Consider the following 14,230-nt stretch of genomic DNA (forward strand, 5'->3'; position numbering starts at 1 on the left):
AATAGAAGGACCCTATCTCGAAAGGAGTTTTGTAAAAATGTCCTTTGTTAATAAGCATCTTGCCCGTACCCTAGAACAACAACATAAGAGAAGCGTAAGAGGTTTATTTTTAAAAATCCAAGACTTAAATAACGAGTGTTTACTTTTAAGAAAGCGACTTGAACAACATATCGACCTCAATCAATACAAAGAAGCTATTGCATATGTCGATCAATTCGTTTCCTATACAACCATTTTAAACTTAAAATTTGTGACAAATACTCAAAACCTAGAAGTCGTTGTGCTGCATGCACTTTTATTGGAGCATATTATAGCAAACGAAACAGCCCATTCTTTGGAGTACGAAAATAATTTGTTACAAGGCTATATTCATGAGATATTCGCATTAAACGATCACGCCGCAACGCTCTTTTCTAATCATAAAGAAAAGCTGCTACGTTACATCGAGAATCAGACTACATAAAAAAGACGATCAAGACAACAAAATTCATTGTGCTGATCGTCTTTTGTTTATTGTAAGCCTTTAACTATTAGCGAGCGTACTGGTAAAAATTGCTCTCCTGTATTTCCATAAGTTAGTATTACTTCGTCACCTTCTTGTAAATAAATTGCAAGAGGCTCCGTTTCTGCACTTACTAAATAATTTTCACCATTATTCAGTAAAAACGATACGATGGTAAAGTCACCGAGGCGCTCCTTATAAACGCGCAGTACTGTTCCACTTGCATTTTTCTCTTCTGCATTTGAACTACCATCTACCGTACTTCCACCACGGCTAAGTGCTGTTTTATATAATTTCAATGCTTCTTTCGGTGTTGTTGCATAAGCTGAAATTTCAGGATTTGCTGCGGACACGATGAAATAATTTTGTAAGAAGCCATTAGCATCTAGCACTGCTGTTAACCAACTTGCCTCACCATAAAAGTTATACAATACAGGCATTTCTCCTGCCCACTTTTTCTCAATAAATTTCTTTTCAATGATTTGCAAATTCCCTTGTGAATCCATATACGATTCATCTTGATTTCCTGTGTAATATGTCGCTTCCCCAGTTCGGGCATTCGTTAATGAGTAGCCAAGCATTGAATCCACGCCCTCTTTCGGACTTGTGAAGTCAGTGAAATAATACATATCGCCTGCCTCATCGAATATTGGGCTGACATTTGATTCCGTGCCTTCATCTGAAGGTAATTTGACATCTTTCTTACCAAACATACTATTCCAGTAACCATGAACGTATTTTCCATAATAGCTATTTTGTAAACTTACTGTCTCTGGTGAAACGGCACCATCAATAAATGCCGGAACATCATCTAATTTTACAAGCTCAGATTTACCTGTTAATGCATCTACAAGTACAATGCCCTGTACATCAAAGCCATTTCGTGCAGAAATAAATTCCCCATAAGAACGGATATAGTATGGTTTACCGTCATCATCAATTTCTAGCTGAACATCTCCATAGAAAATAAGGAATGGATGTTGCAAGCGCATATGACGCTCTAAATTAGCATTTAAAAAAGCAGAAGGAACGTATTTCATTTCCTGCGGGATAAATTTAGGATTGTCAGCTGAGTCCGTAGCACTCATCGTAAAATAACCTGGTGTCGTTTTACCATTCATCCATTTAAAGAACCCAGAAAATTCAACTGGTGCGATATAAACATACTCACCATTTACTTTTTGAATTTGTAAACGTCCTAACTCGTAATAACTTGTATTCGGTACTTGCCCAAATGCCTTTTTCATTTTATTTCGGACGAATTTAGGTGGGACACTTGCTGGTGTTTGCGTTTCATCAAACGGCTTAATCTCAACTTCTTCTTTCATTTCCGCTGATTTGAATTTATCGTTAGCATTCCACAGTGGCGCGGACAATACATAGACCCCAACAACTAAGCTTGCTAAAAATAAAACACCTTTAATCTTTCTTTCAATACCACTTGCAAGAAATGCACCACATAAAGTAAGTAGTATAATTACTGGCCAAAAGACAAGCCAGTTAACATCAATTTTTGTCACATACAGCGCAATACCCGACGCTATAAAACCTATTACAAAAACACCAATAAAAAAGTAACCAACTACTTTTTTCGATTCACCATCTTCACGCTTCTTCGTTATTAGCGGTGTTAATAGTACACTCGCAATTAATGCAATGACTACAGAAGCTATTAATAGCTTAGTCATACCGTTCACCCTCTCCTCACTTACTGTCTACTTATTTACGGTTACATATTGAAAAAGTTTCAAACATAAGTTGAATTGGATACCTCTCCCCTTCACTTAATAGAAGAACATTGCGAGGTAAAAAGAGCTTATACTTGAAAAAGGAAATTTAAACACCGATAGAGAATTTCAATGTAAAGGAGCTGAAAAACTTGGCTAGAAAAATTTTGTTAACGTTTATCATACTATTTGGTCTTTATTATATTTTTTTCTTTTCACATATTGACCAAAGTTTGAAACTAATATTCAAAGTCATTCCTATGATTTTGATTATAATTATGGCTGCAACCCAAAAAGCACAATCAATTAAAAAATATCAACTGTTAATAGTTATTGGGCTAATATTTTGTATGGTAGGTGACTACACATTACAATGGTTTCTTATTGGTCTTTCAAGCTTCTTAATTGGCCATATTTTTTATATTTTTGCCTTTTCAAGTACAAATGAACAGCCAGTACCAACATGGGCGAAAATAGCATTACTGCTATATGGTGTATTAATGGCGGGCTGGATTGCCACTACTGTCTTTAAATCTGGTGAAACTATACTTACTTTTGCAGTTTTAGCGTATATTTCAATCATTTTAACAATGGGCTGGACTGCCATTCGCACTCGTTCTACTTTCGCTATCATTGGCGCAATATTATTTATCGCATCCGATTCCTATTTAGCGATTAATAAATTTGTCATGCCATTACCTTTTTCACATGAAGTTATTATGATGACATATTATAGTGCTCAAATACTTATTGCCTTGAGCATCCTTCAATATTCCGAAATCCGAAGTAAAGTGGTACAATGAAAGTGCCTGGCACTCAAACAATTCAGAATTGTTTGAGTGCCAGACACCTACAAAGGAGGCCGTATATTCTATGAAAGAACAAGTAATCGAGCGATTAATTCGCTACGCAAAAATTGATACACAATCAGACTTCACAAGTGAAACAACTCCTTCCACTCAAAAGCAATTTGACTTATTGCATGTATTGAAGGATGAACTTGCCGCAATCGGCTTAACAGACATTACATTAGATGACAATGGCTACTTATTTGCAACACTTGAAGCAAATACAGATAAAGAAGTACCGACTATTGGCTTTTTAGCGCATGTGGATACAGCAACAGACTACACTGGTACAAATGTTAATCCGCAACGAATTGACAATTATGATGGCGGTGACATTCAATTAAACGAAAATTTAGCCATGTCTCCAACTGAATTCCCTGAACTAAAAAATTACATTGGGCAAACTCTAATTACAACAGATGGTACGACACTTTTAGGTGCGGACGATAAAGCGGGTATTGTTGAAATTATAACTGCTATGGAATATTTAATAAATAATCCTTCAATTAAGCACGGTAAATTACGTGTAGCGTTCACTCCTGATGAGGAAATTGGCCGTGGACCGCATAAATTTGATGTCGCTGCATTTGGCGCTGATTACGCATATACAATGGATGGCGGACCACTAGGTGAACTTCAGTACGAGAGCTTTAATGCTGCAGGTGTTAAAGTTATTACAAAAGGAACAAGCGTACACCCAGGTTCAGCGAAAAATAAAATGGTCAACTCTATCACAATGGCTATTGCTTTCCAAAACGAAATGCCTACAGATGCAGTACCTGAAAAAACAGAAGGCTATGAAGGTTTTATCCATTTAATGGGCTTTAAAGGCGCTATTGAACATACAGAGCTTTCTTATATTGTACGTGACCATGATCGTCAAAAATTTGAGGCGAAAAAACAATTAATGCGCGATGCTGCTGCCAAAATACAAGCTCAGTTTGGTAAGGATGCACTAACAATTTCTATCGAGGATCAATACTATAATATGGGTGAAAAAATTGAACCTGTAAAAGAAATTGTTGACATTGCACGTCAAGCAATGGAAAAATTAGATATTACACCGAATACATTACCGATTCGCGGTGGTACTGATGGCTCACAACTTTCTTATATGGGCTTACCAACGCCAAATATTTTTGCAGGTGGCGAGAACATGCATGGTAAATACGAATATGTATCTGCCGAAACAATGGAAAAAGCTACACAAGTTATTATTGAGATCGTGCAATTATTTGAACAGCAAGGCAAATAAGTCATTTTTTAATTCGAGCGATAAGAAACAATTTAAAACGAGGACTTTCTAAAAAGTCTTTAAGATATTAAAATCCGCTTCGCTCCTGATGGGTAAGGTACGACTAGTAAAGCTACTAGGCTCGTGCATTTGCTTTTTGTTAGGAGTCAACGCGGATTTTTTCTTTAATAATCAATTATGCCTCGGTATAATTAATAACACATTTTTTATAGCCCGCTCGAAAGGCTACTCAATAAATCTACTACATATGCTGGGTCCTTTGATTGCAGGTGAATCTTCATTGTGAACTGCTCGTATATAGCATTTATTCATCTTTTATGGAATTAGCGGCCTCTGCTGAAGCAAGTTAAAGATTGCTCATTATGTAGATGGTGATTTCTCTATAACAATAACTGAATTTTCAAATTACATAAAAGTTAGGATGATGGATTTTGAAAGAAATTGCATTAGGCATTTTAGCTTCACTTTTTTTTGCTGTGACATTTATATTAAATCATGCAATGGAAATGCAAGGAGGCAGTTGGCTATGGAGTGCATCCCTTCGTTATTTCTTCATGCTGCCATTTTTACTAGCTATCGTCTTCTATCGTAAGGGCTTTTCACAACTAACTAATGAAATGAAAAGTAGACCTGTAGCATGGCTACTATGGAGCTTCGTTGGCTTCGTGTTATTTTATGCACCAATTACATTTGCTGCTGCATTCGGTCCGGGCTGGCTCGTTTCTGGAACATGGCAATTTACGATTGTCGCTGGAGTTCTACTCGCTCCCCTCTTTGTAACAGTAATTGCTGGAAAAACAGTGCGTCAAAAAATCCCGTTAATTTCTTTGCTTATTTCATGTGTTATTTTAGCAGGAATTCTACTTATTCAAGTACCACAGGCACAGTCTGTTCCAACAAAAAATCTATTATTAGGGATTTTACCTGTTGTAGTCGCTGCATTTGCCTACCCACTCGGTAATCGCAAAATGATGGAGGTATGCGGGGGACGTGTTGATACATTCCAGCGGGTGCTCGGAATGACAGTTGCTTCCATGCCTGCTTGGATTGTGATGGCCATTTATGCCATTTTAACAGTTGGACTGCCTTCATTAAGTCAAGTTCTACAATCACTACTAGTTGGAATTAGCTCAGGTGTAATTGCAACTATTTTATTTTTCATCGCAACTGATCGCGTTCGTGAACATCAAGGCAAACTAGCCGCTGTTGAAGCAACTCAATCAACTGAAATACTATTTGTCATTATTGGTGAGGCGTTACTACTTGGAATTGCGTTTCCAGAGCCAATTGCTCTTGCTGGACTTGGTATTATTATTATTGGTATGTTGTTACATAGCTACTATACGATGGTGCTTGGAAAGAAAAGCGTTTCCCAACAATCTCCCCCTTCTGAGCAGTCAACTTAACAAAGGCTGTTAAACTATCCACCAATAAAAAAGGACGACTCATTCCGTATGAATGAGCCGTCTAGAGATTTTACGTTCCCAAAAAATGAGGGGGGTTTTAGGAGCGCTTTATGAACTAGCAAACTTCTGGAGAAAAGTAGCTAAAGTTCATCCTCTCTACACTTGTTTTGCAGAGAAGGAATAATCTTTACAATGATAATGATAATCATTATCAATTAAATTGTCAACTATTATCTTTAAATTATCTTAAAACTTTTTTAACGATTATAATGCTTTCTTAAGTGTCCGTCTATATTGCCATTGCTTTAGCTGAAAATGTAAAAAGCAACCGATACAAAACCCTGCAATTGCAACTGATGAAGCGATTGCTACCATCGTTGTAAAAACATACCCTACTACTTGCCAATTAAACAAAAACGCGACAAGACCACCAGCTAAACATATGCTTGCAATACTTGAATTAAACTTTTGCTGCTGTGCGTCCTCTGGTATGTACGCAGTAGGAGCTTTTTTCAAAAACAGCTTTCCAAATCGGATGATTGGATTAAAATTACATAATACACCGAGTAAATTGGCTACTAAAGGAATCGCTAATATCCATTCAAACCCTGTCAGCCATGTCAGTATGACACTTAACAGTATAGTCCACTGATTGAGTCGTACGAGCGGCCTTGGAATTGCATGTGGCAATGACATTTTAAAACCTACCTTTCAGATATGTTTAATGTATTTTACTACATTGCATTCCATTTGTGAAGTAAAAATGAATAACTTATAATTGAAGTTAATGATTGAAAAGAAAAGGTGATGACAATGCCCGCTTTAACGATGGATCAAGTCAGACAACTAAATTCCTACAGTATTTATACAACGGAGCCAAAACGAACGTTATTTACATTGGCTGATATACATAAAGACTTTTACCATCCTGATTTTTTAAATCTAATGATGGGCATTACAGATGCTGCAACAGAAACAGCAGCCATTTCCCATTTTGCACGTCGCTATGGTATGTTTTTCGCTATGCAGCTTTATATGCTTGCTGCCTACGATGAAGTATGGGATGGAAAACCCATTGAAATCCGCTTTGATGCAGCTAAGGAATTCAATAGCTTTACTGTCGCAATGTTCGTTAATCCTAACGATTGGCGTTATGTGGATGAAGATGAGCGACAATCGGTCATTGAAAAAATTTTATATGACGGGCATGTTATCGTTCAGCAACTGCGCAAAGTAACATCGATTTCACCCTTAACAATTTGGGAAAACTTCTTTGGCTACCTCCTTTGGCATTATCATATACTGTTGTCTAACCCTGGCTTGGCAGATCAAGCAATGGATGATATTGAAATTTTAGAGAACCCAAAAACATGGGCTCGCTTTTCACAAAAATCATGGTGGGCGGAATATACTGGCGGTCAGAGCCCTACAAATTTAGTTAATGTTCCTGTCCGAAAATCTTGCTGCTTTTCAAAGGATATTCCAGGCCTACTTGCATGTGGATTTTGCCCACTTAAGAAATAACAAAAAGCCTTACTCTCACATTTGCGTGAAAAAGTAAGGCCTTCTTTTATTTAAATATATCTATATTTGTTAATTAACATTACGGTTATTTTTCATAGACAACGAACCAATCATTTTGTTCTTCATACATTGCAGTTCCCGTATAGCCCTCTTTCAAAAATTGCTGCTGTAAAGCCGTATCCCTCATTAAAACAGCTCTTTTTTCAGTATATACAGGTTGTTCCTGCTGTAGATTCTTATAAAAGATATAGCGTAATTTATCAACATACTTAATCTTCAAGCCCTTTATAACGAGCCCTTGAGAAAACTTATCTTTTAAGCTTGGTATATTATAAGGTTTAACCGTAGAGCAAACATAGTCATAGCAATCCAAATCAATTTCATTCATGACAATAGTCGCTAACGTTTTTTGTAATCCGTAGCCACGATAATGTGGTGAAACATTGGATATCTCCTGATATAAAACGCGATGAAATTGATCCTCAGCAATGCCGCAATCATATCCAAGATGCTCTTCATCAATAGGCGGATTTAATAATGCTCGAAAACCGATTAACGCATTATTAACGTATGCCCCTATCATCAAACCATTTCCCTGCAAAATGTATTCGAATTCTTCTGTAGTTAATGGCTGTAGTATGCTTTGATCAGGTAATGTTTCATATACCTCTTGCTGTAATTTCTGTATTGCTGGTAAATGCTGCAGCTGTAATTGAGTAACATAAAAAGGCGTTTCTCCAAGTATTCCTTCATAAATTCTTTCCATGTTGAAGCCCCCTTAAGCTGTTACTGTTGTTGAAAAATTGCATAGTTCCTTAAGTATTTCTTCATCTACATCTACACCTAAGCCAGGTTTTTCTGTTAAACAAATGAACGGAACATCATAGTGTAAATTGCCGATGTCCTTTGAAAATTTTAATGGACCTGTTAATTCTACACTTGTCATAATTTTTTTAGAAAATGCTACATGGAAACCAGCTGCAGAACCTACAGAAGACTCAACCATTGAACCAATTTGACATTCAATACCTGCCATTTCTGCCATTACCGCTAATTTCATAGCAGGGTAAATCCCACCGCACTTCATTAATTTAATATTCACTTTGTCTGCAGCGCGTTTCAAAATGATTTCACGCATTTCACGTACTCCACGAAGTCCCTCATCAATCATTAACGGTACATCGGATTTCGATTTAATTTCTACCATTCCATCAATATCTTCACTATCAACAGGCTGTTCTAACCAGTCGATATTTAAATCCTTTAGTGCTCGTAAACCTTGTAATGTTGTAGAAGCATTTCCCCACCCTTGGTTTACATCTACACGTATTGCAATATCCTCACCTACACGCTCACGTACTGCTTTTATGCGGGCAACATCTCGTTTAACTTCAGTTCCCACCTTCATTTTAAATGATTGATAGCCCATTTCCACGCGTTTAGCTGCCTCATTTGCCATTTCTTCAGGCGTTCCGATACTCAACACATGTGTAATTGGGAATTTCTCATGATAACGACCGCCAAGTAGCTGATAAACTGGAACCTGTAATGCTTTACCAGCAATATCAAAACAGGCAATATCGATTGCCGCTTTAGCAGCAGGTACATCTTTTACAATGTGATTCATTTTATCGTGAAGCTTCTCAAAAGCCATAGGGTCTTCTCCAATGATTGCAGGTACAAGTTGGTGTTTTAAAATAGCATACGTACTTTCCCATGACTCACCTGTAACATGTTCATCAGGTACTGCTTCTCCATATCCAACAATGCCTGTATCAGTTGTTATTTTCAAAATGATAGAAGGCATTGTATCATATGTAGCATAGCTAATAATAAAAGGATCAATAAGTGGTAATTGAATTGCAAAAATTTCTACTTGTTGGATTTTCATTTTATATCATACTCCTATATAATTTATAGTTGTCGTTAATATGTCGCTAATTATTTAAAAAATAATAGAAAAGGACAGATGCCTTTGTCTACTAAAATAGCAATTATATGTTCGAAACCTTTTAAGAATCGTATACTTAGTATCGCACAAAACATAGAGAATATTCAATTAGAATTTTATCTTTACAATCAGCCTTCTGATGCACCGTCTTTGTTAAAACAAATTAAGCCCTGTGATGCACTATTATTTGGAGGAACATTGCCGTATTTACATGCGCAAACATCTTTAGCAACATTACCGATTCCATGGAATTATTTAAAACAAGATGAGATGACAATTTCTACGACTTTATTATCTCTTATAGCGAACCAGGCAATTCCTTTACAAAGGCTTTCTATCGATGTCATGCACCCTATATTTGTTGATAACGTTCTTACGGAGATAGAATACACCGGTACAAAACCATATGTTCATTCTATTTCAATTACAGAAACGGCTGACGATGTTTTGCAAAAGCATATCGCTCTATGGGATTCCAAACAAATTGACTATATTGTTACAAGCATTCATACCGTATTTGATGAATTGCAGCTACGAAACATTCCTGCTATGCGAATGCTAGATGCAACGAGTTCCATTTTACAATGTCTAGAAGAAACGAGATCACAATCTCTTCTTACTAAATCCGAATCCGCAAAGGCTGCCGTTGGATTTTTAGATATTTCTGAAACTAGTCACAGCTCGAATATTTTACAGCAAATAACTGCTACAACACATTCAACCTATAAGCAAATTAGCTCTAACTATTTTGAGCTTTATACAACAGCTGGACATTTACAACATGCACTTGAAAAAGAAAATTTGCAGCATCTTATCCAACAAATTGACGTTCCCTTTAGGCTTGCTTTTGGCTATGGACATTCGATTTTTGAAGCAGCCGAAAACGCTACACATGCATTAAAATTTGCCAAACCTTTTGAAATTTATATTTTGGATGAACATAAAAATTTATCTGGTCCATTCCCTAAATCAGAAAGTAAACTCTCTTTAAAAACAAAAGATCCGTTTGTTTTACAAATGGCTAAACAGACAAGCTTAAGCCCATTAAACATTTCTAAAATTATTCAATTTAGCAAAGAACGACACGCTTCACAATTTACAGCGCAAAATCTTTCAGAGTACTTACAAGTTACACGTCGTACGACTGAACGTATTATTAAAAAATTAGTTGATCATGGCTATGCTAAAGTTGTTGGCGAAGAAATGCCCCACCAACAAGGACGACCACGCACTATTTATGAATTGGACTTTGCAACCTATTAATATACAAGACAAGCCCCTACACAGCGCTTTTCATTGGCGAACGAAGAATCTCATCATACGGCATATGCTTAGAGCGTCTCTTCACTTTCCAATAGCAATCTATGTACTGGGGCTTGTCTTGTTTTGAATTTAAGCAAGACTCATTTTATTAGTCTGCTACAACCATATTATTCATCTCTTGTTCTTGCGCTTCTTTTTTTCGTTGCTTTGCCTCTTCAATCTGTTCTGGTGTCATCTTTACAATCGCAAATCCAACGTAACCATAAATTATTGAAATAATTGGCACAGCAAAGTTAAGAATTGCATAAGGTGCATATTCCATCGCACTTACACCTAATGTCGCTAAAATAAATACGCCACAAGTGTTCCAAGGGAAGAATACAGATGTTAATGTTCCCCCATCTTCTAGAGCACGCGATAAATTTTTTGAGTGCAAGCCTCGTTTTTGATAAACGTCAGCAAACATTCGTGAAGGTACAACAATTGATATGTACTGCTCAGAACATGTCGCATTTGTTGTAATACATGCAGCAATTGTTGAAGCAATAAGGCTACCTGTAGATTTAGCAAACTTAACGACAACATCCATAAGTGCCTTTAACATGCCTGAATATTCTAGGACCCCACCAAATGTCATGGCAACAATTGTCATTGAAACCGTATACATCATTGAATCTAAGCCACCACGATTAAAGAGCTCGTCCACCATTTCATTTCCTGTAGAAATCGCAAACCCTTCTTGTAAGGCATGGACAGCCATAGTTGGTGATCCACCTTGTACAAAAATTTGTAATAAGAAGCCTGAAATAATACCAATAACTAATGCTGGGATTGCTGGAACTTTTTTTGCCACCATCACAATAACGCCAACTGGGACAAGTAATAACCATGGAGAAATCACAAAGCTTTTTTCCATTACAGCAAGCGTTGTCATAATTTTCTCTGAATCCATCGATACATCAGCGAAACGTCTTCCCATAAAGCCAAATGCGACAAGTGTAATGATTAATGCGGGAATAGTTGTGTAAAGCATATGTTTTATATGATCAAACAAGTCTGTGTTTGTTAGACCTGCTGCTAGATTTGTAGTATCAGATAAAGGTGACATTTTATCACCAAAATAAGAACCTGAAATAACTGCTCCTGCAATCATTGGTGCGGGAATACCCATACTTAAACCGATCCCCATACCAGCGACACCGATTGTTGCCATTGTTGACCATGAGCTCCCAATTGCTAGCGAAACGATTGAACATAATAGTAAAATCGTTACTAAAAACCAAGCTGGAGAAATTAATTTTAATCCGTAGAAAATCATTGTGGCAACGACTCCTCCACCAATCCACGCACCTATTGTCAATCCAACTAAAATGATAATGACAATGGCCGGAAGAGCTAGGCGGATACCTTTATACATCATTTCCTCAATTTCCATCCACTTAAAGCCATGCATTTTGGCAACAATCGCTGCTACAATTGTTCCAACAATCAATGGCACGTGAGGACTCTGCTCTAACATAACTACTGTAACAAGCATCGTAGTAATCATTATTGCGAAAGTTAGGAGTGCCCAACTCGCACTAATTTCCTTTTTCATTGTCCCATCCCCTTTTTTTGCACCCAATGACAATTTACTATTTCACAAGCGCAAATATATTTTTACGATTTTTAGCTTAATATTCAAAAAATAGAAAGTCAACGCAAAAATTTTATGCTTCTATAGCAATTATGACTGTTAAAGGGAAAAAAAACGCTTCCAAATAGCTTTTACAAACCATTCAAAACAGCGTATCTTTATACATTTCTGCTGTTCATAGGCAATCTAAAAAAAGTTCTACCCAACGTAAATTGTTGGATAGAACCTTTTCAAAATATTCTACTTATTTTCAGGCTTTTTTTCTAATACACAAGCAAGTACTTTCGATGCATCTATTAACGCACTTCGTTCAAAAGTCATTTTTGGGTGATGTAACCCAGGGCCTAGATTAGCACCAATTCCAATCATCGTTGCCTTTAGCTCTGGTTTTTTCACTGTATAAAAATGAAAATCATCGCTACCAGGTGTTGTAATTTCCTCAGCTAAAAATTGCTCGCCAAGTGATTCTAATATAGCGTTTTTAGCCATACGAGCAGCTATAGGCGAAACTTCTGCACCAGGCGTGAAATCGACCCATTTCCATTTCAGTTCAATTTCAAACTGCTGCTGAATTGATTTCAAACCTGCTTCAATACGGCTTCGAAGCAACTCAAGCTGATCATTATGCTGTGCCCGAATATCCATTGCAAAGCTTGCAGTACCTGGAATAATATTCGTGCTACCACCATCCGCAATAATCTTTGTCAATTTTGCAGAGTGCGGCTCGAACGGCGACAAATGGATACTATTTAACATTAACTGGATAGCCATAATAACATCAATCGCATTTTTCCCCTGGTGTGGTCTTGCACCATGTGCATCTGTGCCATGAATTGTCCCATCTAAAAAATACGCTGCTCCATGATGGATAGCAGGTGAAACTTTTCCTAAAGGAAGCTCTTCAATAGGTCTCAAATGGACACCAAATAAATGTGAAACTCCATCTACAGCACCACGATCAAATGCGGCACAAGCACCATTTCCTACTTCCTCAGCAGGTTGGAAAATAAATCGTACACGATGTTGTAACGGTCGATCTTTTAGTAACAATAATGCTCCTAAAACCATTGTAATATTGGCATCATGACCACACGAATGGTTTGCCTGCCATTTGCCATCTACCTCTTGCCATAGTGCATCAATATCTGCACGAACTGCAACAATCTCATCGCCTGTACCAATTTCTGCAAGCAACCCTGGTACATCGCCTAACAAACGGTATGAAACGTTTAAATCATCTAATATAGATGCAATTTTTTTTGTTGTTTCATACTCCTTCCAGCTTACTTCTGGATAATTATGAAAATGTTCAAACCATTGATACATTGTTTCTTCTAACATTGCTGCACTTGTCATAACTACACCTCGATATACCTTTTTTTCTCCCCCATTATACATGAAAGCTTTTTAGAAAAGTATATATGAAATTAGTACTATATTCATTTAAATATCATATAACTTAATATTAAGAGTATGTTTAAAACCTTCTTACTATTTTATGTAAACTTCATACAAATTGTGTCTGTACAATTCTTATACATGCTAAAGGGCTGTGCTAAAAGATATAGTTCTACTTTTAGCACAGCCCTTTTGAAAAATGTTTTATAAACTTGTAAAAAACCCCTCTGGATATTCTTCATAATGTATTTGAATTGGTTGCTCCTCATTGTTTTGGTCAGTAATTTGTAATTCCGACTCCTGGTCCATCAAATATGTTTCAAATTTCGATTTTAAAATGTGCTCCATTTTGTTACCTCCTTTATTAATAGAATTTTCTGATAAAAGAATTATATACTAGCTTTTTATTAAAAATCAACAAATAATACTCATTATGCATAATAAATATTAATTTCATCTCATTTCGAGATAATAAAACTTTAAATTTATTGCAGTTCCACGTAAAAATCATGCTTTTTCTTTTTTGAAATCTAAAAATAGATAGAGGAAATGGAAAAAGTGTTAGATTGACTGTAATCAATCTAACACTTTTTCGCCATGTCTTTGATGTCCGCTACGGCGCGCGCTTTCCGCGGGCACATCGTAAGCCACAACCGTCGCTGTCGCGCCGCCTGTTGTGTCTTACGTTTTGTGCTGTTCCCGCAGGAGTCACTCGCCTTC

The 14,230-nt window shown here is 36.8% G+C and carries 13 protein-coding genes; 6 read left to right on the forward strand and 7 right to left on the reverse strand.

What is annotated here, in order from left to right:
* The first annotated feature begins 37 nt into the window (after nt 1–37).
* Nucleotides 38–463, forward strand: a complete 426-nt coding sequence (locus tag ACIP9G_RS11705) for a hypothetical protein (RefSeq protein WP_401019455.1) — start codon at nt 38–40, stop codon at nt 461–463.
* 47 nt (nt 464–510) lie between these two features.
* Here ACIP9G_RS11705 and ACIP9G_RS11710 read toward each other — a convergent pair whose 3' ends face one another.
* Nucleotides 511–2,190 (reverse strand): hypothetical protein, encoded by a 1,680-nt coding sequence (locus ACIP9G_RS11710; RefSeq protein ID WP_401019458.1) that lies wholly within the window; start codon nt 2,188–2,190, stop codon nt 511–513.
* 191 nt (nt 2,191–2,381) lie between these two features.
* Between ACIP9G_RS11710 and ACIP9G_RS11715 the strand changes: the two genes are divergently transcribed.
* From ACIP9G_RS11715 to ACIP9G_RS11725, 3 genes are all read left to right on the forward strand, one after another.
* Nucleotides 2,382–3,032: a lysoplasmalogenase gene (locus ACIP9G_RS11715; RefSeq protein WP_401019460.1), complete on the forward strand. Its 651-nt coding sequence runs from the start codon at nt 2,382–2,384 to the stop codon at nt 3,030–3,032.
* 70 nt (nt 3,033–3,102) lie between these two features.
* A complete protein-coding gene (pepT, locus tag ACIP9G_RS11720; RefSeq protein WP_401019462.1) occupies nt 3,103–4,332 on the forward strand; it encodes a peptidase T in 1,230 nt (409 codons plus the stop codon).
* Between the two features lie 431 nt (nt 4,333–4,763).
* Entirely contained in the window at nt 4,764–5,738 is a 975-nt protein-coding gene (locus ACIP9G_RS11725; protein ID WP_401019464.1) for a DMT family transporter, read from the forward strand.
* Nucleotides 5,739–6,002: 264 nt separating this feature from the next.
* Here ACIP9G_RS11725 and ACIP9G_RS11730 read toward each other — a convergent pair whose 3' ends face one another.
* Entirely contained in the window at nt 6,003–6,434 is a 432-nt protein-coding gene (locus tag ACIP9G_RS11730) for a DUF4395 domain-containing protein (protein WP_340821165.1), read from the reverse strand.
* A 117-nt stretch (nt 6,435–6,551) separates the two neighbouring features.
* On the opposite strand from ACIP9G_RS11730, the gene ACIP9G_RS11735 reads away from it, so the two are divergent.
* Nucleotides 6,552–7,262 (forward strand): Fe-S oxidoreductase, encoded by a 711-nt coding sequence (locus ACIP9G_RS11735; protein WP_401019467.1) that lies wholly within the window; start codon nt 6,552–6,554, stop codon nt 7,260–7,262.
* A gap of 85 nt (nt 7,263–7,347) precedes the next feature.
* Here the strand turns inward: ACIP9G_RS11735 and ACIP9G_RS11740 are convergent, their stop codons facing one another.
* Nucleotides 7,348–8,028 (reverse strand): GNAT family N-acetyltransferase, encoded by a 681-nt coding sequence (locus ACIP9G_RS11740; protein ID WP_401019470.1) that lies wholly within the window; start codon nt 8,026–8,028, stop codon nt 7,348–7,350.
* A gap of 12 nt (nt 8,029–8,040) precedes the next feature.
* Nucleotides 8,041–9,153 carry a mandelate racemase/muconate lactonizing enzyme family protein gene (locus ACIP9G_RS11745; RefSeq protein WP_401019472.1) on the reverse strand — a complete coding sequence of 371 codons (1,113 nt, stop codon included), beginning with the start codon at nt 9,151–9,153 and terminating at the stop codon, nt 8,041–8,043.
* A 78-nt stretch (nt 9,154–9,231) separates the two neighbouring features.
* On the opposite strand from ACIP9G_RS11745, the gene ACIP9G_RS11750 reads away from it, so the two are divergent.
* A complete protein-coding gene (locus ACIP9G_RS11750; protein WP_401019473.1) occupies nt 9,232–10,476 on the forward strand; it encodes a hypothetical protein in 1,245 nt (414 codons plus the stop codon).
* A 148-nt stretch (nt 10,477–10,624) separates the two neighbouring features.
* Here ACIP9G_RS11750 and nhaC read toward each other — a convergent pair whose 3' ends face one another.
* From nhaC to ACIP9G_RS11765, 3 genes are all read right to left on the reverse strand, one after another.
* Nucleotides 10,625–12,073, reverse strand: coding sequence for a Na+/H+ antiporter NhaC (nhaC, locus tag ACIP9G_RS11755; protein WP_401019475.1), 1,449 nt, complete (start codon nt 12,071–12,073; stop codon nt 10,625–10,627).
* 279 nt (nt 12,074–12,352) lie between these two features.
* A complete protein-coding gene (locus ACIP9G_RS11760) occupies nt 12,353–13,468 on the reverse strand; it encodes an amidohydrolase (protein WP_401019476.1) in 1,116 nt (371 codons plus the stop codon).
* Nucleotides 13,469–13,714: 246 nt separating this feature from the next.
* Nucleotides 13,715–13,858 carry a hypothetical protein gene (locus ACIP9G_RS11765; protein ID WP_340821171.1) on the reverse strand — a complete coding sequence of 48 codons (144 nt, stop codon included), beginning with the start codon at nt 13,856–13,858 and terminating at the stop codon, nt 13,715–13,717.
* Nucleotides 13,859–14,230 lie beyond the last annotated feature (372 nt).

The organism is Lysinibacillus sp. NPDC093197, from assembly GCF_044754025.1.
GTDB lineage: Bacteria > Bacillota > Bacilli > Bacillales_A > Planococcaceae > Lysinibacillus.